Source organism: Shewanella sp. NFH-SH190041, assembly GCF_024363255.1.
GTDB lineage: Bacteria > Pseudomonadota > Gammaproteobacteria > Enterobacterales > Shewanellaceae > Shewanella.
The window spans coordinates 123531-146158 of sequence record NZ_AP026070.1 but is presented as its reverse complement, the minus strand read 5'-3'; the positions used below and the strand labels follow the sequence as shown (position 1 = coordinate 146158).

The window sequence follows — 22628 nt, the reverse complement described above, 5'->3', positions numbered from 1 at the left end:
AACGCATCCATTTTTACACAAACACTATGGGTAAGATGTTATATCCATGGTGAGAGAGACATTATGAGAGCCAGTGGGTAATTCGTACTGGGTGACATTGGTTAGATCAATAGGCCCTTGGCCTCTTGTTTCACACATTGCATCCCATTCTTCACCATCAACAAATAAAATTTTGTCTACCAATTCAGTGAAAGAATCAGCAATTTTTCTATATGTAAAAGGGATTTTTCCTTTTATAGGATCAAAATCTTCGATATCGCTTTGCTCTTCAACCAACATGATTTCTTCATCAGTGGCATAGTCAAAATCAAATTGACAGTGATAAATTTGCCCTTCGGCACCCGGCCACAAGGTGATGATAATGACGCCACCATCATCCTCAATAAAGGGAAAAGAATACTGTGGCACATCCTCCATAAAATTCTGATATTCCGTTTTTATACCTTCAAAAGTTGCAGTTGCCGAAAACATCATATAGTCATAGCCAAATTTTTTATTTGGTAAGGGCAAAATCAACTTACGATATTTGTTAATTCCAAATTCTCTAGCTTCTTCAAATCCACCCGTGTTCAGCAACATATCTTTGATATCTTGCGGCATTCTCACTTTATGTTCTTTTTCAAATGCCTTTATATCCGACTCTGTCGGCAGTACATCTTGGCCAGTAGCAGAATATGGCACTGCAATTTTATAAATCCGCTCAACCGATACCTAACTTTCCCTAAGCTATTTCTTCATTCAGCTATCTTGTGCTTTTGCTCAAATTGCACGCAGTACATTAAAAACGGATATCCATGAGTATCACAGCGACAAATTAAACCACTTCACCAGCGGCATAGCCGGAACTCCAGGACCATTGGAAGTTGTAGCCCCCTAACCAGCCGCTAACATCCATCACTTCGCCGATAAAATACAGCCCGGGTACTTTTTTCGCCGCCATGGTTTTGGAAGACAACTCATCGGTATCAACGCCCCCCAAAGTCACCTCCGCGGTACGGTAACCCTCTGTACCATTGGGGGCGATGTGCCAATGATGCAGATAATCAGCTAACTGTTGAATTTCGCCTTTCCCAAGCTGATTGAGGTTCTTATCGGGTAAATCACCCAGCTCAATCAGCCGCTCCACTAACCGTTTTGGTAACAGCCGGCTAAGAGCATTTTTCAGTGATAATTTTGGCGAGGCAGCGGTAGTTTCGGTACACCAGGACACAAAATCATGCTCCGGTAACAGGTTAAAACTGATCTTTTCACCCGGTTGCCAATAAGAAGATATCTGCAATACTGCCGGGCCACTTAACCCTCTGTGGGTAAACAGCATAGCCTCTTTAAATTGCTTGCCACACGCGGCTGTTGCGATAACTGGCACGGCAATCCCTGATAATTGCTCATAGCGGATTTTATCTTCCGGCTGCAGTGTAAAAGGCACCAAACCTGCCGTGGTTGGCAACAGCTTCAAGCCAAACTGCTCAGCGACCTTATACCCAAAAGGCGTTGCCCCCAGTTTCGGCATAGACAGCCCCCCGGTGGCGACCACCAGAGAATCACACAAATAATCCCCTGCTGATGTCTGCAAACTAAAACCTGAGTCCTGCTGGGTTATCTGCTCAATATCGGTACGCAGCTGAATTGTTACCCCGGCCCAATCACACTCTGTCGTCAGCATAGTGACAATGTCTTTGGCTGAGTCATCGCAGAATAGCTGTCCTAAGGTTTTTTCATGGAAGGCAATACCATGGCGCTCCACCATAGCAATAAAGTCCCATTGACTGAAACGGGCGAGCGCCGACTTCACAAAGTGGCTGTTGTGACACAGGTAAGCGGCTGGCTCAATATTCTGATTAGTAAAATTACAGCGGCCGCCGCCACTGATGAGAATTTTGCGCCCTAACTGTTTCGCATTATCCACTAACAGCACACTGCGGCCTCGGTAGCCCGCAGTTAAGGCACACATTAACCCGGCCGCGCCGGCACCAATAATTACAACATCAAACTTCTGTGCTGCGGCCATCGCCTAACTCTCTTATATTCTATTGATATGTGAATGATCCTGTATCACTCAAGCGCTGACGCTGGTGTCACAATGGATAATCCATAAAAAAGGGTGCTATTTTAGCACCCTTTTTTAAAACTCAGATTAACTGCCTCAATTACCTGATGTCTCGGATTTTTTCTCTCGAGCAAGCAGCTCAGCGGCGGCGTCAAAAGGCGATTTGCCCTCATACAGCACCTGATAGATCTGCTCGGTAATCGGCATTTCTACCCCGAGGCGTTTAGCCAAGGTATAGACTTCTTTCGTATTGCGATAACCTTCAACCACCTGACCGATTTCAGCCTGGGCAGTATCCACATCACAACCTTGACCCAGAGCCAAACCAAAGCGACGGTTACGGGATTGGTTATCAGTACAGGTCAGCACCAGATCGCCCAAACCAGCCATCCCCATAAAGGTTGATCCTTTAGCCCCGAGCGCTTCACCTAGCCGGGATAGCTCCACTAACCCACGGGTAATCAACGCAGTTCTGGCATTGGCACCAAAACCGATGCCATCAGACATACCAGCACCAATTGCAATCACGTTTTTCACCGCGCCACCAAGCTGTAGGCCAATAAAGTCACCGTTAGCATATACCCTTAACCGTTTAGGGCTGTGTAGCAGCTCAACTAAGTCATGGGTAAAAGCTTTATCAGTACCGGCAACCGAAATCGCCGTTGGTAAGCCAGCGGCTAATTCTTTGGCAAATGTCGGTCCCGATAACACCGCCAGTGGATACTGTTGCCCCAATACATCACGGGCAACATCCTGCAACAGACGACCGGTTTCCGGCTCCAGCCCTTTGGTGGCCCAGACGATCCGGGCATCATCACGTAACAATGGCTTAGCCTGAGCTAACACCAACGCAAATACATGACTTGGCACCACGACTAACACATTGCGGCTGGCAGCCAGTGCCGTGGCAAGATCAGCTTGTGGAAGCAGCAATTCCGGCAATTTAATCCCGGGCAGAAAGGCTTTATTTTCACCATCCCGCTGCAGATTGGCAATATGCTCGGGTTCATGGCCCCAAAGCACAGTTTTATGGCCGTTGCTGGCCAAAGAAATGGCAAGGGCGGTGCCATAAGAGCCCGCCCCCAATACCGTAATATCGGCAGTGTTATTCATACAATGTTACGCGTTGGCTTCTTCTGGTTGTTCCGCCTGTGCTTCTGCTTGACGTTGCTGAACATATTGCGCAAACAAGGCATCAAAATTAACTGGTGCTAAGTTCAGCTGTGGGAAAGTACCACGGTTAACCAAGCTGCCAACCAACTCACGAGCATATGGGAACAGAATGTTAGGGCAATAAGCACCCAGGGAGTGAGCCAATTGTGGCTCAGTCAGACCATTGATGGAGAAAATACCGGCCTGTTGTACTTCACACAGGAACGCAGTTTCTTCACCATTTTTAGCTGTTACAGTCAGGGACAGGATAACTTCGTATACATCATCAGCCAGCTTGTTGCTGCGGGTATCCAGATCCAGTTTTACTTCCGGAGTCCACTCTTTCTGAAACACAGCAGGGCTGTTAGGGGTTTCGAAAGAAACATCCTTGGTATAGATGCGTTGGATGTTGAACTGAGGGGCTTGTTGTTCGTTATTTACTGCTTCAGCCATAGTTTGTTACCTATCCTTTCAATGGTTGCGACGTTAAAAACGTCTATTGCTGGGCCTGGAAGCATCGTCTTCCAGTAACATCCCGGTTATAAATATATTTCAGTCAAAAAAACACATTTACGCCCAATCCGACTGTAAAAATGCCGGGGACAACGCACTTTCGCCATCCCGCTAGGCTTAACGCTTGCTTTTCTGCACCGGCAGGTTGGCACTTTGCCATTCACCCATGCCGCCTTTCAGGTTAGCCAGGTTTTCAAATCCCTGTTTAGCCAACAATTGAGCCGCCTGACCTGAAGTCATACCGGTGTTACATACCAATATAATGGGGCTGGATTTAAACTTTTCAAGCGCAGCCAATTGGTTATTTTTAATATCCGCCAAAGGTACATTCAGGGCATCAACAATATGGCCTTTTTTGAATTCTTCTTTGGAGCGGACATCAACCACTTTGGCATTTTCACGATTCACCTTAACCACTAAGTCTTGGTGAGTGATGTTTTTTATGCCGGAAAGGGCAGATTTAACCATGGTCACAATCAGGGCCACAAATAACACTACCCAAGCCACACTTAACATGGGGTGTGCTTTAAAAAACTCTAAGTATTCTTGCATGTTTTCTGCCTGTAATCGTTGGCGGGAGACCTTGTAAGGCCACAGAGTATACCTACTGACTTATCAGAATGCAGCAAGTTAGTGCCAGCCATCCTGCGGTATAAAAACCCAGCACCAGGGAAATGTGGATTAGCATAATCGGAGATAAGCCCGTTTTTCCCCCTGCCAAACCGTAGTAGTATTTAAGCAATTCCCATTTTCATCAACTTTCAGATTTCTCATGCTTTATTAAATTTAAGGAATCAAAATGACTACAGCAAAACGCCCGCTGGCGCTTCTGATCCTCGATGGCTGGGGCCATCGTGAAGGTACCCATCAGAATGCAGTGTTTCACGCCCGCACCCCGGTGTTAGACAAGCTCTGCGAATCCTACCCCCATTCATTGATCTCCGGCTCAGGCCTCGATGTTGGTTTACCTGACGGACAAATGGGTAACTCAGAAGTTGGCCATATCAATATCGGCTCAGGCCGGATTGTCTATCAGGAATTAACCCGTATCGGTAAGGCCATTGATGATGGTGAGTTTGATACCAACCCAACCCTGTGCCAAGCCATAGATCAGGCAAACAATGCCGGTGGCGCAGTACACATTATGGGGTTGCTATCACCAGGTGGCGTCCACAGTCATGAAGAACATATTGAAGCCATGTGCCGACTGGCGGTAAAACGTGGGGCAAAAAAAGTCTATCTGCATGCCTTCCTTGATGGCCGTGATACCCCGCCACGCAGTGCCAAAGCCAGCCTAGAACACTTTAACCAGCTTTTTGCCCAGCTTGGCAACGGCCGTATCGCCTCAATTATCGGTCGCTACTACGCGATGGATCGGGATAATCGCTGGGAGCGAGTGTCTCAAGCTTATGATCTGATCAGTCAAGGCAAAGCACAATTTACATTCAGCAATGCGGTTGATGCCCTGGAAGCTGCTTATCAGCGGGATGAGAATGATGAGTTTGTTAAAGCTTCAGCGATAACCGATGACAATGGTCAGGTGGCACAGTTACACGATGGCGATGCCCTGATTTTTATGAACTTCCGTGCCGACCGCGCCCGCCAAATCACCCGCGCATTTGTCAATGATGACTTTGATGGCTTCCAACGCGAAGTTCACCCTAAAGTGCACTTTGTTATGTTGACTGAGTTTGCCGCCGATATCGACACAGCCGTTGCTTTCCCATCTTCCGATCTGGTCAACACCTTAGGCGAAGTACTGCAAAATAGCGGCCGGTCTCAACTGCGTATTTCTGAAACTGAAAAGTATGCCCATGTCACCTTCTTCTTTAATGGTGGTAAAGAGGAAAGCTTTAATGGTGAAGATCGCATCCTGATCAACTCCCCTAAAGTTGCGACCTATGACTTGCAACCGGAAATGAGCTCCACTGAACTGACTGATAAATTAGTGGCGGCTATCGAATCCGGTAAGTATGATGTCATCATCTGTAATTACCCCAATGGTGATATGGTGGGGCATACCGGCAGTTTTGATGCTGCGGTAAAAGCCTGTGAGGCCGTCGATACCTGTATCGGTCGGGTTGTCGATGCACTGCAAAGCGTTGGTGGGGAGTGTCTTATCACTGCCGATCACGGTAACGCCGAGCAGATGGTAGATGAAACTACCGGACAACCTCATACCGCCCACACCAGTGAATTAGTGCCTTTCATCTATGTTGGCCGCAAAGCCAGCATTCAAAGTGGTGGTCGCTTAAGTGATATTGCACCCACTATGCTGCAACTGATGGGAGATGCTATTCCGCCTGAAATGACAGGCAGACCATTGATCAGCATAGAAGAGTAATCTGAACCCAGTGCACCAGCATATGTTCACCAAAGCCTGCATTTTTGCAGGCTTTCTCATGTTCTCTGTCGCGTCGCAGGCATCTGATGATCTGCAGCGCCGTCAGGCCGAATTACAACAACTGCAGTCTCAAATCAGTCAGCAACAATCATCACTGCAAAATGCCAGTAAACAGCGTGAACAGTTGCAGGGATTACTGAAACAGGACGAGCAGGCCATTGCCCGCGTCGCTCAAAAAGCCAATGAGACGGAAAAAAATCTTAATCAGGTTGATCGTGAACTGACGACGCTGGGACAGCGCCAACAGCAACTGGATCAACTGAAATCAACTCAACAAAAAACGCTTTCAAAACAATTGGCCAGCGCTTATCTCACCGGCAACCATGATTACGCCAAAATGCTACTGAATCAGCAAGATCCGGCGGCGATTGAACGCATGTTGGCATATTATCAATACCTCAATAAAGCCAGAATGCAGGCTATTAACAGCCTGAAAATAACCCTTGAAGAACTGGCAGATTTGCAACAAAAAGAACAGGCTAAGCGTCTTAAACTGAATGGATTAATGCTTGATTTACAGCAAGAAACCAAGCAGCTCAAACAGGAGCAACAGCAACGAGAACAGACCCTAACGCAACTGCAACGGGTATTGCGTGATAAAGGCGCGCAACTGGAACAGATGCAAATTAATGAAGCCAGTATTAAGCGTATGCTGGCTCAGGCCGCACAGGAAGCCAGAGAAAACCCAACAATGGATGGACTGGCAAAACTGAAAGGCAAGCTCAAATGGCCTACTAAAGGGCGGATCCGCTATGACTATGGCGATAACCGTTCAGGCGGCGTGCATTGGAAGGGGATCACCCTGTCAGCGCCGGAAGGACGTGAAATCCATGCGGTTGCCCCCGGCAAGGTTATCTATGCCGACTGGATGAGGGGCTTTGGTATGGTTATGGTGATCGATCACGGTAAAGGCTATATGAGTCTCTATGGTCATGCCCAAACCTTGCTAAAAACGGCCGGAGAAACGGTAAGCCCGAAAGATGTCATTGCCTTAGTCGGTAACTCAGGTGGTCAGGCAGAGCCTGGCCTATACTTCGAGATACGACACAAGGGGCAAGCAATGGATCCCGCGCGATTCTGCAGCTAATTACTCGCCCCTGCGACCAGCGGGGGCAGCATGCGCACAATCATCAGTTATTTCGGTTTAATTCTGATTGGCCTGTTGCTTGGAGTTTCTCTGACGCTATCAGGAAAAGAACAACAAACCACAGCTAATTATCATAATTTTCCACTGTTACTTGATGTCATCAAAACGGTAGAACACTACTATGTCGATGCCATTGATAGAGAACAATTGATAGGCGCCGCAATTGAGGGAGTGTTTGAACAACTCGATCCATACTCCGCTTTTCTTAATCAACAAGATATGCGCAGTATTGATAATAATCATCGTGGGGAATATTTTGGTTTTGGTTTCGAAATAGCGCTTGAAGAAAACCGGATCAAAATTGTCACACCATTTCCCCACTCCCCGGCAGAACGCTCTGGTATTGAAGCGGGAGACACACTACTTGGTTTTAATGGTCAACCAATGGAGCCAGACGATCTACCGCAACTACTAGAACATATTCGCCAAGCCAGTCAGCGTAACCAAACTATCGATCTCACCTTACAGCATTCCAGCCAGCCCAAGCCTTTTTCCGTTACCCTCAAACCTGAAACAATCAAAATCCACTCTGTCTCCAGTCAACTGCTTAATCACAACACCGGATATATTCGGTTAAGCCACTTCCAAGAAAACTCTGCCACGGAAATTATGCAGCAACTCCAGCAATGGCAATCTCAACCGCTGAACGGGCTGATCCTCGATTTACGCAATAATCCTGGGGGGTTACTAGAACAAGCTGTACAAATTGCAGATCTTTTCCTTAGTAAAGGATTAATTGTCTCAACCGCAGGCCGCGTCAACGAGGCAAACACCCGTTACAGTGCCACCAGAGAACATTTACTGAGCAATTTACCGATAATTATTATGATTAATGGCGGCTCGGCTTCTGCCTCTGAAGTATTGGCTGCAGCACTTCAACAAAATCAGCGCGCAACCCTGATAGGGCAAACTAGTTTCGGAAAAGGGACGGTTCAAAGTTTAATCCCAACCCTCTATGCAGGCATCAAAGTCAAATTAACCATAGCCAAGTACCTAACACCAAATGGGGACGACATACAGGGAAAAGGTGTTACACCCGATATTTTATTTCCCTCTAAGGGTGTATCCGATGAAGATAATATGCTTAAAATAAAGGCAAAATCAGCTGAGAGCAGCATTTTGCAGGATCGAATGCTTCAAGCTGCAACTCACTGGATAACACAACAGAAATAAAATCGGATTCACGTGCGCTATTTTCTTTTATTAGGCTGCTTCCTATGCAGCATCGCTCCAGCATTTGGAGCCAAGTTGGCCATTATTATTGATGATCTTGGCTATCGCCAGACAGATCAACAAGTCATCAGCCTCCCTGCTGGCATCACCTTATCGATCTTACCTTACACCCCTTTTGCGAAACGATTAGCAACCCAGGGACACCAGCGTGGTCATGAAATTATGGCCCACCTGCCGATGCAATCACTGCATGGCAACCGCCTTGGGCCTGGGGGATTAACCAATCGAATGGGGGAGCAAGAATTCAAACGTCAGGTCACTGATGCGTTAAATACTATTCCCTATGTAAGTGGCGTCAATAACCATATGGGCAGCCTGCTAACACAATTAAATCGCCCTATGGGTTGGGTAATGGAAACGCTGAAACAACACAATCTTTATTTTGTCGACAGTATTACTACACGCTATAGCAAAGCGGCCGAACAAGCTGATCATATCGGCGTTCCTCTGTTAAAGCGGCAGATTTTCTTAGACAACGATTTAGCACCTGCGGCGCTAGAAAAGCAGTACCAACAAATTATTGATAAAAGCCAACAACTTGGCAGTCTGATCGCAATTGCTCACCCTCATCCTGATACTTTAAGCTTTTTACGTAAAAAGCTGCCACAACTTCAGCAACAGGGGATTGAACTTGTTCCAGCATCTCAATTGCTACCCTATAAATTAGCCAGCAAACAAGACGTTAAGACCCCACAAGCACGACTTTAATCCTCAATCAGCAGTCAATTGTTCCAACTCGGTCAGCAATATCATGGCCTCTGCGTCAGTTTGCCCACATACATCGCGCGTTGCATCAAAATCACTGCATACCGCAGGGCGATCTGGCTGGCCAAAAATTTTGCATAAATTACGTTCATCCAACTGCACACAACGCACACCAGCGGGCTTTCCCGCTGGCATCCCTGGTATTGGGCTCGTAATCGACGGCGCAATACAACAAGCACCACACCCTAAGCGACATTGCATATGCTCTCCCTGTAAAAACTCAGTTTTTGTCATCACATTCTCATGCTAAACCATCTTTAAACCACACAATCATTCATTACACAGCTACTCAAACACAATTAATGGCATACCAAACTCATGGCTATTGAACATCAAAGCCTCTCAAAGAAGCAATGAATGAACTATCTGCCAAGATAGATAATAAAGCACAAAATAAATCAACGAAAAAAGCCCATTGCATCAGCAACGGGCTTTTTGTTTCTCTTACGAGAATAATTAGGCGCTTAGCAATATCAGCTACGCTAAGCTCTGCGCTGAACTACATGGATGTAATGAATGCAGAAAATGTCTGGAACAATTTTCTACCATAAACCCATCGCTATCGCGCTATTCACCTTACTTTTCATGGATATAGAAAACGTCACATCGTGAAACGCTTTTTACTTTCCCCATGTGATGCTTAAAAAGCAATAAAACAAAAAGGCCACTCAATAGAGTGGCCTTTTTGTTTTATTAGGCGCTTGGCGATGACCTACTCTCACATGGGGAAGCCCCACACTACCATCGGCGCGACTGCGTTTCACTTCTGAGTTCGGAATGGGATCAGGTGGGACCACAGTGCTATTGTCACCAAGCAAATTCGTTAATTCGGAAAGCTGTACAAAAATATGGTGGTCGCTACTGGGCTCGAACCAGTGACCCCCTCCTTGTAAGGGAGGTGCTCTCCCAGCTGAGCTAAGCGACCTGGGATTCTTTTCGCTTTGAGTTCAAAACTTCAATCAAGTCTTGATTATTCTATCAAGGTTTCCAACAAAACCCTTTTGGGTTGTATGGTTAAGCCTCTCGGGTCATTAGTACAGGTTAGCTCAACGCCTCACAACGCTTACACACCCTGCCTATCAACGTCCTAGTCTCGGACGGCCCTTCAGTAGACTCTAGGTCTAAGGGATGACTCATCTTGGGGCTCGCTTCCCGCTTAGATGCTTTCAGCGGTTATCGATTCCGAACGTAGCTACCGGGCAATGCCATTGGCATGACAACCCGAACACCAGCGGTTCGTCCACTCCGGTCCTCTCGTACTAGGAGCAGCTCCCCTCAATCATCCAACGCCCACGGCAGATAGGGACCGAACTGTCTCACGACGTTCTGAACCCAGCTCGCGTACCACTTTAAATGGCGAACAGCCATACCCTTGGGACCGACTTCAGCCCCAGGATGTGATGAGCCGACATCGAGGTGCCAAACACCGCCGTCGATATGAACTCTTGGGCGGTATCAGCCTGTTATCCCCGGAGTACCTTTTATCCGTTGAGCGATGGCCCTTCCATTCAGAACCACCGGATCACTATGACCTACTTTCGTACCTGCTCGACGTGTCTGTCTCGCAGTTAAGCTGGCTTATGCCATTGCACTAACCGTACGATGTCCGACCGTACTTAGCCAACCTTCGTGCTCCTCCGTTACTCTTTGGGAGGAGACCGCCCCAGTCAAACTACCCACCAGGCACTGTCCTCAACCCCGATTCAGGGGCCAGAGTTAGAACATCAACACTACAAGGGTGGTATTTCAAGGTTGACTCCACGATGACTGGCGTCACCGCTTCAAAGTCTCCCACCTATCCTACACATGTAGGGTCAATGTTCAGTGCCAAGCTATAGTAAAGGTTCACGGGGTCTTTCCGTCTAGCCGCGGGTATACGGCATCTTCACCGCAATTTCAACTTCACTGAGTCTCGGCTGGAGACAGCGTGGCCATCATTACGCCATTCGTGCAGGTCGGAACTTACCCGACAAGGAATTTCGCTACCTTAGGACCGTTATAGTTACGGCCGCCGTTTACCGGGGCTTCGATCATGAGCTTCTCCGAAGATAACCCAATCAATTAACCTTCCGGCACCGGGCAGGCGTCACACCGTATACTTCCTCTTGCGAGTTCGCACAGTGCTGTGTTTTTGATAAACAGTTGCAGCCACCTGGTATCTGCGACTCCCGTCAGCTTAGAGAGCAAGTCTCATCACCAACAGGAGCGTACCTTCTCCCGAAGTTACGGTACCATTTTGCCTAGTTCCTTCAGCCGAGTTCTCTCAAGCGCCTTGGTATTCTCTACCCGACCACCTGTGTCGGTTTGGGGTACGATTCCTACTAACCTGAAGCTTAGAAGATTTTCCTGGAAGCATGGCATCAACCACTTCAGTGCCGTAGCACCTCGTCATCAATTCTCAGCATTATGTGTCCGGATTTGCCTAAACACACTGCCTACCATCTTAAACACGGACAACCAACGCCGTGCTGGCCTAGCCTTCTCCGTCTCTCCATCGCAGTTAGCAGAAGTACGGGAATATTAACCCGTTTCCCATCGACTACGCCTTTCGGCCTCGCCTTAGGGGTCGACTCACCCTGCCCCGATTAACGTTGGACAGGAACCCTTGGTCTTTCGGCGAGGGAGTTTTTCACTCCCTTTATCGTTACTCATGTCAGCATTCGCACTTCTGATACGTCCACGGTGCCTTACGGCTTCCGCTTCAACCGCTTACAGAACGCTCCTCTACCGCACTAGCACAAGTGCTAGTACCCATAGCTTCGGTGTATTGCTTAGCCCCGTTACATCTTCCGCGCAGGCCGACTCGACTAGTGAGCTATTACGCTTTCTTTAAATGATGGCTGCTTCTAAGCCAACATCCTAGCTGTCTAAGCCTTCCCACATCGTTTCCCACTTAGCAATAACTTTGGGACCTTAGCTGATGGTCTGGGTTGTTTCCCTTTTGACAACGGACGTTAGCACCCGCTGTCTGTCTCCCGCATAGTACTCATTGGTATTCGGAGTTTGCAAAGGGTTGGTAAGTCGGGATGACCCCCTAGCCTTAACAGTGCTCTACCCCCAATGGTATTCGTGCGAGGCGCTACCTAAATAGCTTTCGAGGAGAACCAGATATCTCCCGGTTTGATTGGCCTTTCACCCCCAGCCACAAGTCATCCGCTAATTTTTCAACATTAGTCGGTTCGGTCCTCCAGTTGATGTTACTCAACCTTCAACCTGCCCATGGCTAGATCACCGGGTTTCGGGTCTACACCTAGCAACTAAACGCGCAGTTAACACTCGGTTTCCCTACGGCTCCGCTATTCGCTTAACCTCGCTACTAAATGTAAGTCGCTGACCCATTATACAAAAGGTACGCAGTCACGGTCTCAAGAACCGCTCCCACTGCTTGTACGTATACGGTTTCAGGTTCTATTTCACTCCCCTCACAGGGGTTCTTTTCGCCTTTCCCTCACGGTACTGGTTCACTATCGGTCAGTCAGGAGTATTTAGCCTTGGAGGATGGTCCCCCCATGTTCAGACAACATATCACGTGTGCCGCCTTACTCGATTTCATCTTCAGTTAGTTTTCGTGTACGGGACTATCACCCTGTACCGTTAAGCTTTCCAACTTATTCCACTAACACCCTGAAGACTTAAGGGCTGGTCCCCGTTCGCTCGCCGCTACTTGGGGAATCTCGGTTGATTTCTTTTCCTAAGGGTACTTAGATGTTTCAGTTCCCCTCGTTCGCCTCATATACCTATGTATTCAGTATATGATGACACCTTATGGTGCCGGGTTTCCCCATTCGGACATCTGTGCCTCAAGTGCCTTTTATCGGCTAAGCACAGCTTTTCGCAGATTAACACGTCCTTCATCGCCTCTGACTGCCAAGGCATCCACCGTATACGCTTAGTCGCTTAACCATACAACCCAAATGAGTTTCATTCAGGTTGCATTGCAACTTGCTGGTTTGATAATTGTAATTCTTTCGAATCACAACGCCTTGATTAGAATACTCAATTCACTTGATTGAAGTGTTTGAGAACTCAATTTTGTATTAACAAAGCCTTTCTTAAAAAGAGAGGTTTGTTTCTACTATCAGCTTTCCAAATTGTTAAAGAGCAATGATTTTTGACCTTTCAGCCTAAAATCGGGCTTAAAAAAGCCAAAGATAAATCATATTTATCTTTGGCGTCTCCATCCCCTGAGACTGTATGAGTCACTTCCATCTCTTCATCCCCGAAGAGTGTTGAAGGAAGTGGTGGAGCTATGCGGGATCGAACCGCAGACCTCCTGCGTGCAAGGCAGGCGCTCTCCCAGCTGAGCTATAGCCCCATACAGTTGAACTCTATCGTAGAGATGTTGGTGGGTCTGAGTGGACTTGAACCACCGACCTCTCGCTTATCAGGCGAACGCTCTAACCACCTGAGCTACAGACCCCCGTCTTTATCTCACGATAGTTGTTCTTACTTTCTATCAGACAATCTGTGTGAACACTCAAAGCAATTTCATCGCTTAGGTAAGGAGGTGATCCAGCCCCAGGTTCCCCTAGGGCTACCTTGTTACGACTTCACCCCAGTCATGAACCACACCGTGGTAAACGCCCTCCCGAAGGTTAAGCTATCTACTTCTGGTGCAGCCCACTCCCATGGTGTGACGGGCGGTGTGTACAAGGCCCGGGAACGTATTCACCGTGGCATTCTGATCCACGATTACTAGCGATTCCGACTTCACGGAGTCGAGTTGCAGACTCCGATCCGGACTACGACCGGCTTTCTGGGATTAGCTCCACCTCGCGGCTTGGCAACCCTCTGTACCGACCATTGTAGCACGTGTGTAGCCCTACTCGTAAGGGCCATGATGACTTGACGTCGTCCCCACCTTCCTCCGGTTTATCACCGGCAGTCTCCCTAAAGTTCCCGGCATGACCCGCTGGCAAGTAAGGATAAGGGTTGCGCTCGTTGCGGGACTTAACCCAACATTTCACAACACGAGCTGACGACAGCCATGCAGCACCTGTCTCAGAGTTCCCGAAGGCACTAAGCTATCTCTAGCGAATTCTCTGGATGTCAAGAGTAGGTAAGGTTCTTCGCGTTGCATCGAATTAAACCACATGCTCCACCGCTTGTGCGGGCCCCCGTCAATTCATTTGAGTTTTAACCTTGCGGCCGTACTCCCCAGGCGGTCTACTTAATGCGTTAGCTTGAGAGCCCAGTGCTCAAGGCACCAAACTCCGAGTAGACATCGTTTACGGCGTGGACTACCAGGGTATCTAATCCTGTTTGCTCCCCACGCTTTCGTGCATGAGCGTCAGTCTTTGTCCAGGGGGCCGCCTTCGCCACTGGTATTCCTCCAGATCTCTACGCATTTCACCGCTACACCTGGAATTCTACCCCCCTCTACAAGACTCTAGTTCGCCAGTTCGAAATGCGGTTCCCAGGTTGAGCCCGGGGCTTTCACATCTCGCTTAACAAACCGCCTGCGCACGCTTTACGCCCAGTAATTCCGATTAACGCTCGGACCCTCCGTATTACCGCGGCTGCTGGCACGGAGTTAGCCGGTCCTTCTTCTGCGAGTAACGTCACAGCTACTGGATATTAGCCAGTAACCTTTCCTCCTCGCTGAAAGTGCTTTACAACCCGAAGGCCTTCTTCACACACGCGGCATGGCTGCATCAGGGTTTCCCCCATTGTGCAATATTCCCCACTGCTGCCTCCCGTAGGAGTCTGGGCCGTGTCTCAGTCCCAGTGTGGCTGATCATCCTCTCAGAACAGCTAGGGATCGTCGCCTAGGTGAGCCTTTACCTCACCTACTAGCTAATCCCACCTGGGCTAATCAAGATGCGCAAGGCCCGAAAGTCCCCTGCTTTGACCCGTAGGTATTATGCGGTATTAGCAGTCGTTTCCAACTGTTATCCCCCTCATCTCGGCATATTCCCAGGCATTACTCACCCGTCCGCCGCTCGTCAGCAAAGTAGCAAGCTACTTCCTGTTACCGCTCGACTTGCATGTGTTAGGCCTGCCGCCAGCGTTCAATCTGAGCCATGATCAAACTCTTCAATTAAAAGTTTTGGTTGAACCCGAAGGTTCTGCTCAATGAATTCTGTCTTTGCATCATTACCAATAAAGGCAATGACTGCATTTGCATGCTGCGCGAACTTCATCATTGATTAAAATCGTTTGTCGATGTCAATCACTGTGAATGTCCACACAGATTGTCTGATAAATTGTTAAAGAACGAACCGGTAACACCGGCCGGGATAGTTATTTTCAATCCCGAGGGCTGTGCATTCTACACATCCCGTTTTTGGCGTCAAGCTCTTTTTTTAAAGTTTTTCAACCGAAGCTGAAAACAACAAAAAGCTTTCAAACCAAGGATATTCATCCGATGGAATGCTTACCCTACCGACCTGCTCATCAAGCTGTTTAGCTCGTTGCGCCGTGTCGATGGAGGCGCATTATAGGGAACCGATTTTTTTGCGCAAGCCTTTTTAATGACAAAACAATTTAAGCGAACAGGAATTAAACTTTTTGTTCAATGAAGCAACAAAATGGTGGTATTTCGAGCTTAAAATGACAGCTTTGCGATCCCAACACATTATTTATCGAGCATTTTTTCAGCAAGCCTATGGAGGAAAAGACAATTATTCATTACCATGAGAAATGTTGTTAACAGTATTTACCGTATCTTCACATCATTTAGAGAAGCGTCTTATGCAGAAGTCATTTCTTATTGTTGTCATTGTCGCGATAGTAGGCGGCCTTGCTATACACCAGTTTGTACCTGCATTATCGGCCTCAATCGCGTTTTTTGCAGGAGCCATTATTGCCGCACTGTTATTCAAGTTACTCCCATCGGCATTAAGTCAGGGCGATGGAGAATACAGCGGACCCATGATGACCCTCTATGTAGGTAATCTGCCTTATCGGGTACACGAAGGGGAAGTTAAAGAGTTATTCAGCCAATATGGTGAAGTATGCTCAGTCCGCTTAGTCAGGGATCGTAAAACAGGTCGACGCAAAGGCTTCGGCTTTGTTGAAATGCCAGAAGCCAGTGCGCAGCAAGCCATGGCACAGCTTAATGATTTTGTTTTTCAGGAAAGAACCATAAAAGTGCGGGAGGCCAAAACTCAGGACTCAGACAGCACTGAGAAAAACCCCGTTTAAACAACCTCAGACTTTGGGGGGAAGTGTACTAACTGACTGAACCCCAAAGTTGATAAGGTAGCAATAAGTCCCGCAGCCAATTCTGATGTGGTAAAAAAGCCATTCAATGTGCCCATCTGGCCAGTGGTACCATTATCCGCCAATAAAGAAGCCACCCTTCTTGCCACAGCCTTGCCTGAGTCCAATAACGTGACACGACTACCGAGACACTGACTTATTTCAGCTTTAAGCATTGGGAAATGGGTGCAACCTAAAACCAAAACATCTAACGCCGTTTGGCGAACCGGCTGCAACAATTTTGTCAATGCATGTTGATCGATTGTCCCCCCAGCGACTTTCTGCTCGGCCAGCATCACCAACTCAGAACTGCCAAACAAATGTACTTGGCAATCACTGGCAAACTGTTGGATTAAGCGCCGGGTATAATCCCGTTTGATGGTTCCCGGTGTTGCCAACAAACCAATCTCATGACACTGGCTAAGATGCGCCGCAGGCTTAATAGCCGGCACCACACCAACGACGGGAATAGTCAGCTGTTGTCGCAAAGCAGGAAGCACTAATGTCGATGCCGTATTACAAGCAATCACCACCAGGGCGGCATCAATCTGCTTGGCTAATCGAGTCACCAATTCAACACAGCCACTAATCAGCACTTGTTCGGCTAATTCCCCATAGGGCAGCCGGGCATTATCAAATAAATAAACATAATCCCGACCGGGTAACAGCGCCCGGATTTCCGATAGGACGGACAACCCGCCGATGCCTGAATCAAACACTAAAATAGGCCGGAACACACTGACTCCCGCAAAACTTATCAAACTGACACGATTAGAGAGGAAATTCTCACACACAGCAATAAGAGGGTAAAGTGAAGAAACTGGACAACTTCGGACTGTAGTATACTATTTGCGCCCCAAAGACAGACAGTGACGGTGATATATACATGAATTTTGCAGCAATGGATCCTAGCGGCTACGAAGCCCAACTGACAGAAAAACGGGCCAGACTGGAACAGGACTTTGCCACATATCTTCCACCGGCGCTGGAAGTGTTTCCTTCCGAGCCTCGTCATTACCGTATGCGTGCTGAATTCCGAGTATGGCATGATGGCGATGATCTGTATTACTACATGTTTGATAACGTCAAACAGGAAAAAGTCCGCTGCGATCAGTATTTACCTGCTGGCGAGTTGATTAATGAAATGATGTTGGCGCTAATGGAAGAGTTGCGCCCTAATGCGGTACTACGCAAAAAATTATTCCAGGTCGACTTTCTTTCAACCCTAAGCGGTGAAATTTTGGTTTCCCTGTTGTATCACCGCCAACTGGATGATGCTTGGATGACCGAAGCCCAAGCGCTTAAGCAGCGTCTGGGAAACCATTTTAAGCTGAATATTATTGGCCGGGCCCGCAAGCAGAAGCTAATGCTAGATCGGGATTTTGTAGTTGAAACCCTCAAGGTTAACGGCCGCGACTATCACTATAAGCAAATTGAAAATTCCTTTACCCAGCCCAATGCCAAAGTCGCAGTCAAAATGCTGGAATGGGCACTGGATGTAACCCAAGACAGTAATGGTGACCTACTGGAGCTGTACTGTGGTAATGGCAACTTCTCTATTGCCTTGGCTCAGAACTTCAACCGGGTATTGGCCACTGAACTTGCCAAGCCATCAGTTGATGCCGCCCAGTACAACATCAAAGTCAATGGCATTGAGAATCTGCAGATTTTCCGCATGTCCGCGGAAGACTTCAGTGAAGCCATGAGCTCTGGTCGTAAGTTTAAGCGCCTAGAAGGGGTAGATTTGCAGAGCTATGACTGCAATACCATCTTTGTTGACCCACCACGGGCAGGTTTAGATCCAGATACCGTAAAACTGGTACAGGGTTATGAGCGTATTTTATATATCTCCTGTAACCCAGAAACATTACGGGAAAACCTCGATACCCTAAATCAAACCCACAAAATCAGCCGTTTTGCTTTATTTGATCAGTTTCCTTACACCCATCATATGGAGTGTGGTGTCCTGCTGGAACGCAAATAATCCGCAGAACAACAAAAAGGGGCCATCAGGCCCCTTTTTTAGCACACAAAACCACTTATTTACTGTCAATCTTCTGCTGTAAAGCTTCAGCGCCGCGGGCAACCATCCGCAACTGCATCACCAACTGCTCAGCCAGCAACTTACGATCAGCCCGTTTCATATCTAATGCCGCGGCCCCGGCATTGAACACCAAAGTGACTAAGGCTTCAGCCTGAGCCCGAGCTAATTCTGGCGAGCGACCGGCCGTATCTTCCGTGTAATGAGCCAGCTCAGAAATAAAGTGTTCAATCTCCCGCGCAACTGCCGCACGGAAAGCCGCTGAGGTACCGGAGCGCTCATGCAGTAGAATACGAAATACGTTTGGATTGGAATCCAACACTTCCATAAAGGTTTCAACGGAAATACGGATAACACTGCCCCCAGCCTCAGCCCGCTGCCGGCCTTTCCGCATCATCTGACGCAACGTCAGCCCGCCTTCGTCGACCATGGTCAATCCCAACTCATTCATATCTTTGAAATGACGATAAAACGAAGTTGGCGCAATATTCGCCTCGCGGGCAACTTCCCGCAGGCTCAAACTGGAAAAACTGCGCTCTGCACTTAATTGGTTAAATGCCGCGTCCACCAAGGCACGTCTGGTTTTTTCTTTCTGCTGTGCTCTGATCCCCATGCCACTGTCCACATAAACCAAGTGTAATCAGCAAATAATACCGATTTTGTCTCTTAAAACACAGCCCCGCTACACTTGACCTATACCCGGTTAACCTCTAAATTAGCTTACAGATGTACGCTCAAATGAAATGGATATCTTATGCAGCGCAAACCACCCCTGATCTGGCTCAATATCACCCTCTTTACCCTCACCTTTGCCATTGCCCTGCTCTGGGTGCCTTGGCATGGCTATCACCACGGCTTTGATAAAGTTGAATGGCTCAGTTTTATCCTGTTGGCACTCTTTAGCGGTCTATCAATCACCGCCGGTTATCATAGACTCTGGTCCCATAAGAGCTATAAAGCCAGTCGTGGAGTAAAGATTATCTATGCGCTCGGTGGTGCCCTAGCACTGCAAAATAGCGCTCTACACTGGTGTAGTGATCACAGAGTGCATCACAAATATGTTGATGATAATGACAAAGATCCTTATTCAGCTAAGCGGGGCTTCTGGTACAGCCACATTGGCTGGATGTTGCGGGAATATCAGGTCACTAAGCCGGAATACCTTAATGCCCGAGATCTACAAAATGATCCGATTGTGATGTGGCAACACCGTCACTATCTGGCCCTAGTTGTGGTAATGAATATCCTATTGCCACTAACGCTAGGCTGGCTTAATGGCGATATCCTGTCCATGTTACTCCTAGCCGGAGTCATGCGGCTGGTCCTAGTGCATCACTGCACTTTCTTTATCAATTCTCTAGCCCATATTTGGGGCAAACAGCCTTATACCGATAAAAATACCGCCCGGGATAATGGCCTGCTGGCACTGCTGACTTATGGAGAGGGCTACCATAACTTTCATCATATTTTTGAACATGATTACCGCAACGGCATCCACTGGTGGCAATACGATCCCACCAAATGGCTTATCCAACTACTCTCATGGTGCCGATTAACTTGGGATCTGCGCCAAGTGCCCCAAGAGCGAATTGAAACAGCCCGATTGAATATGCAGTTAAAACAAGTTAGCCATCGCCTAACCCGCTTCCCTAACTGTGAAGAGTTACAGCAACATCTGCAATTAGAGTATGAACAGCTCAAAACAGCCATCACAGCTTATTATCAAGCGCAGAAAAAGCTGCTAGAGGCCAAACATAAACATCTGTGTGATCAGCAACTCATCAGTCAAGTTGCGCTACTTAAGCGTCAACTCAGTAATCGTATTAAGCACTGGCAGCAATTCACCGCTCGTTATAGCTGAACAATAAATTGTCACGAAAGCCCGGCGGCCACCTTGCATGGTGGCCGTATCTGATTATCATGGTCGCCTCATAGTCCAACAGCAGGTTTTGATAAAATGGCAAACACCGGCATCAAACTCACCGAATACAGCCACGGCGCAGGCTGTGGTTGTAAAATTTCACCTAAAGTGCTCAGCACCATTCTGGCATCCCAGCTGCCGGTATTTACCGATCCCAACCTGTTGGTCGGCAACCAGAGCCGTGATGATGCGGCGGTTTACAAGCTAAATGATGAAACCGGTATTATCAGTACCACAGATTTCTTTATGCCGATTGTGGATGACCCGTTCACATTTGGTCGTATTGCTGCGACCAATGCCATCAGTGATATTTACGCCATGGGCGGCACCCCCATGATGGCCATTGCGATTCTGGGATGGCCTGTGAATAAACTCAGCCCTGAAATTGCTCAACAGGTTGTAGACGGCGGCCGTCAAGCCTGTGCTGATGCTGGCATTATGCTGGCCGGCGGTCACAGTATTGATGCCCCTGAGCCTATTTTCGGATTGGCTGTGACAGGTCAAATCCCGCTGACTGAACTCAAGCAAAATGACACAGCAAAAGCTGGCGATCGCCTGTATCTGACCAAGCCTATCGGTATCGGCATTCTGACCACAGCACAAAAACAGAAAAAACTGGCGGATGAAGATCTGCATATTGCACCGGATGCTATGTGCCAACTGAATAAAATTGGCGCCAAAATCGCAAAAATTGCCGGCGTTAACGCCATGACGGATGTCACTGGTTTTGGTCTGGCCGGCCACCTGCTGGAAATGTGTCAGGGTGCGGGCGTGATGGCAGAAATTGATTTAAGCCGTCTACCGCTACTTGAAAAAGCCCGTCATTATCTGGAACAAGGTTGTGTGCCCGGCGGTACCCATCGTAACTTTGACAGCTATGGTGAACAGCTGCCAGCACTGAATGATGAACAAAAAGCCTTGCTGTGTGATCCACAAACCAGTGGTGGTCTACTGGTTGCCGTGAACGCAGCAGGCGAAGCAGCGCTGACGGAATTACTGGCTCAAAACGGTATTGAGCCTGTCTGTATTGGTACACTTAAGGACAGCCAAGACCAGCAAGTACTGGTGGAGCTGGTTTAATGAGTGACCATATCATCCCGGCGAGCCAATACCGGGAGATTTTTCTGCAGGATCGGCCATTGATCGATACACGGGCACCGATAGAGTTTGATAAAGGTGCCTTCCCAAGCTCAGTCAATCTGCCATTGATGATGGACGGAGAGCGGCAAAAAGTCGGTACTTGCTACAAAGAGCAAGGACCAGATGCAGCGCTGGCGTTGGGTCATGAATTGGTACGTGGCAAGACCAAGCAGAAACGGGTTGATGCCTGGATCCACTATCTGCAGGCCAATCCCAACGCATACATCAACTGCTTTCGCGGAGGAGAGCGCTCGCGCATCACTCAGGGCTGGATAAAAGATGCCGGTATCGAGGTGCCCTTCGTCGAAGGTGGTTATAAGGCCATGCGTCAGTATCTGATTGATACCATTGAAGCGGCCCCGGTAAACAGCAGTATGTGTATTCTCAGCGGGATCACAGGTTCAGGCAAAACAGATTTTCTGCATCTGCGCGCTGAGGCCGTCGATCTAGAAGGCATTGCCAATCACAGAGGCTCCAGCTTCGGTAAAAAGCATGATCCTCAACCCGCACAGATTAATTTTGAAAATACACTGGCGGTTGATCTGCTTAAACATGATGCGCGTGGAGAAAAAACGCTGCTACTGGAAGATGAAAGCTTCCTCATTGGCCGCAACGCCCTGCCAAAATCCTTCTACGCCAAGATGCAAAATGCCGATGTGGTGGTATTGGAAGAGCCTTGGGATAAACGATTAGCTCGGTTGCTAAATGACTATGTCACCATCATGCACAGTGGTTATGTTGAGCGACTGGGTGAGCAGGATGGATTTGATGCCTTCCGCCAATATTTAACCCAAAGCCTAATCGGTATTAAAAAACGCTTGGGTGGCAAAGAATTGGCAGAAATGCAGGCGCTGGTAGATGCCGCATTGGCACAGCAATTATCACGCGGTAATACCGATGGCCATCTGGACTGGATTGCCCGCCTATTAGAACGCTACTACGATCCTATGTATCACTACCAATTGGAAAATAAAGCCGAGCGAATTAAATTCCGCGGCAGCCATGCGGAAATGCATCAATGGTTTGATGACCAGCGTTAATAATACTTAAGCCCTCAAATGA

Annotated in this window: 17 protein-coding genes, 3 tRNA genes and 3 rRNA genes; 9 read left to right on the top strand and 14 right to left on the bottom strand. The window is 48.0% G+C overall.

The genetic code is table 11. The annotated features are described in order from the left end of the window. Nucleotides 1-24 precede the first annotated feature (24 nt). The 5 genes from NFHSH190041_RS00675 to NFHSH190041_RS00655 all read right to left on the bottom strand — a co-directional run bounded on the left by NFHSH190041_RS00675 (nt 25) and on the right by NFHSH190041_RS00655 (nt 4264). Complete coding sequence (locus tag NFHSH190041_RS00675) at nt 25-681, bottom strand: SMI1/KNR4 family protein (protein ID WP_261923414.1); 657 nt, start codon at nt 679-681, stop codon at nt 25-27. 133 nt (nt 682-814) lie between these two features. Beyond that, complete coding sequence (locus tag NFHSH190041_RS00670; RefSeq protein WP_261923413.1) at nt 815-2008, bottom strand: NAD(P)/FAD-dependent oxidoreductase; 1194 nt, start codon at nt 2006-2008, stop codon at nt 815-817. Nucleotides 2009-2143: 135 nt separating this feature from the next. Then, entirely contained in the window at nt 2144-3160 is a 1017-nt protein-coding gene (gene gpsA / locus NFHSH190041_RS00665) for an NAD(P)H-dependent glycerol-3-phosphate dehydrogenase (protein WP_261923412.1), read from the bottom strand. A gap of 6 nt (nt 3161-3166) precedes the next feature. Then, a complete protein-coding gene (gene secB, locus NFHSH190041_RS00660) occupies nt 3167-3652 on the bottom strand; it encodes a protein-export chaperone SecB (protein ID WP_261923411.1) in 486 nt (161 codons plus the stop codon). 177 nt (nt 3653-3829) lie between these two features. Then, nucleotides 3830-4264 (bottom strand): rhodanese-like domain-containing protein, encoded by a 435-nt coding sequence (locus NFHSH190041_RS00655; protein ID WP_261923410.1) that lies wholly within the window; start codon nt 4262-4264, stop codon nt 3830-3832. A gap of 247 nt (nt 4265-4511) precedes the next feature. Here NFHSH190041_RS00655 and gpmM point away from each other — a divergent pair, with 247 nt between their 5' ends. The 4 genes from gpmM to NFHSH190041_RS00635 are packed head-to-tail and all read left to right on the top strand — an operon-like array spanning nt 4512 to nt 9204. Continuing rightward, nucleotides 4512-6056, top strand: coding sequence for a 2,3-bisphosphoglycerate-independent phosphoglycerate mutase (gene gpmM / locus NFHSH190041_RS00650; RefSeq protein ID WP_261923409.1), 1545 nt, complete (start codon nt 4512-4514; stop codon nt 6054-6056). 10 nt (nt 6057-6066) lie between these two features. Continuing rightward, nucleotides 6067-7203: a murein hydrolase activator EnvC family protein gene (locus NFHSH190041_RS00645; protein ID WP_410010842.1), complete on the top strand. Its 1137-nt coding sequence runs from the start codon at nt 6067-6069 to the stop codon at nt 7201-7203. Between the two features lie 30 nt (nt 7204-7233). Further along, nucleotides 7234-8436 carry a S41 family peptidase gene (locus NFHSH190041_RS00640; RefSeq protein WP_261923407.1) on the top strand — a complete coding sequence of 401 codons (1203 nt, stop codon included), beginning with the start codon at nt 7234-7236 and terminating at the stop codon, nt 8434-8436. Between the two features lie 12 nt (nt 8437-8448). After that, nucleotides 8449-9204: a divergent polysaccharide deacetylase family protein gene (locus NFHSH190041_RS00635; protein WP_261923406.1), complete on the top strand. Its 756-nt coding sequence runs from the start codon at nt 8449-8451 to the stop codon at nt 9202-9204. 3 nt (nt 9205-9207) lie between these two features. Here the strand turns inward: NFHSH190041_RS00635 and NFHSH190041_RS00630 are convergent, their stop codons facing one another. From NFHSH190041_RS00630 to NFHSH190041_RS00600, 7 genes are all read right to left on the bottom strand, one after another. Next, on the bottom strand, nt 9208-9462 hold the full coding sequence (locus tag NFHSH190041_RS00630) for a YkgJ family cysteine cluster protein (RefSeq protein ID WP_261924995.1): 255 nt from the start codon (nt 9460-9462) through the stop codon (nt 9208-9210). Between the two features lie 498 nt (nt 9463-9960). Beyond that, a 5S ribosomal RNA gene (gene rrf / locus NFHSH190041_RS00625) occupies nt 9961-10076 on the bottom strand. 34 nt (nt 10077-10110) lie between these two features. Then, nucleotides 10111-10186: transfer RNA gene (locus NFHSH190041_RS00620), tRNA-Val, on the bottom strand. 85 nt (nt 10187-10271) lie between these two features. Then, nucleotides 10272-13164 (bottom strand): 23S ribosomal RNA (locus NFHSH190041_RS00615). A gap of 336 nt (nt 13165-13500) precedes the next feature. Beyond that, nucleotides 13501-13576: transfer RNA gene (locus NFHSH190041_RS00610), tRNA-Ala, on the bottom strand. A 28-nt stretch (nt 13577-13604) separates the two neighbouring features. Next, nucleotides 13605-13681 (bottom strand) — tRNA-Ile (locus NFHSH190041_RS00605). Nucleotides 13682-13761: 80 nt separating this feature from the next. Continuing rightward, nucleotides 13762-15304, bottom strand: a 16S ribosomal RNA gene (locus NFHSH190041_RS00600). Together the 16S, 23S and 5S rRNA genes with 3 tRNA genes alongside form the textbook arrangement of a ribosomal RNA operon. Before the next feature lie 650 nt (nt 15305-15954). Between NFHSH190041_RS00600 and NFHSH190041_RS00595 the strand changes: the two genes are divergently transcribed. Next, the gene (locus tag NFHSH190041_RS00595; protein WP_261923405.1) at nt 15955-16407 is read left to right on the top strand and encodes an RNA recognition motif domain-containing protein; all 453 of its coding nucleotides are present in this window, start codon (nt 15955-15957) and stop codon (nt 16405-16407) included. On the opposite strand, the gene murI is transcribed toward NFHSH190041_RS00595, so the two are convergent. Then, nucleotides 16404-17201, bottom strand: coding sequence for a glutamate racemase (gene murI, locus NFHSH190041_RS00590; RefSeq protein ID WP_261923404.1), 798 nt, complete (start codon nt 17199-17201; stop codon nt 16404-16406). The two genes, NFHSH190041_RS00595 and murI, sit on opposite strands and share 4 nt — an antisense overlap. Before the next feature lie 149 nt (nt 17202-17350). Here murI and trmA point away from each other — a divergent pair, with 149 nt between their 5' ends. Then, on the top strand, nt 17351-18448 hold the full coding sequence (trmA, locus tag NFHSH190041_RS00585; protein ID WP_261923403.1) for a tRNA (uridine(54)-C5)-methyltransferase TrmA: 1098 nt from the start codon (nt 17351-17353) through the stop codon (nt 18446-18448). Nucleotides 18449-18503: 55 nt separating this feature from the next. Here trmA and fabR read toward each other — a convergent pair whose 3' ends face one another. Continuing rightward, nucleotides 18504-19118, bottom strand: a complete 615-nt coding sequence (gene fabR / locus NFHSH190041_RS00580) for an HTH-type transcriptional repressor FabR (protein WP_261923402.1) — start codon at nt 19116-19118, stop codon at nt 18504-18506. 141 nt (nt 19119-19259) lie between these two features. Here fabR and NFHSH190041_RS00575 point away from each other — a divergent pair, with 141 nt between their 5' ends. From NFHSH190041_RS00575 to mnmH, 3 genes are all read left to right on the top strand, one after another. Further along, nucleotides 19260-20366, top strand: coding sequence for an acyl-CoA desaturase (locus NFHSH190041_RS00575; protein ID WP_261923401.1), 1107 nt, complete (start codon nt 19260-19262; stop codon nt 20364-20366). 96 nt (nt 20367-20462) lie between these two features. Beyond that, entirely contained in the window at nt 20463-21506 is a 1044-nt protein-coding gene (gene selD, locus NFHSH190041_RS00570) for a selenide, water dikinase SelD (RefSeq protein ID WP_261923400.1), read from the top strand. Beyond that, the gene (gene mnmH / locus NFHSH190041_RS00565) at nt 21506-22606 is read left to right on the top strand and encodes a tRNA 2-selenouridine(34) synthase MnmH (RefSeq protein ID WP_261923399.1); all 1101 of its coding nucleotides are present in this window, start codon (nt 21506-21508) and stop codon (nt 22604-22606) included. Before selD ends, mnmH begins: the two co-directional genes overlap by 1 nt. Nucleotides 22607-22628 lie beyond the last annotated feature (22 nt).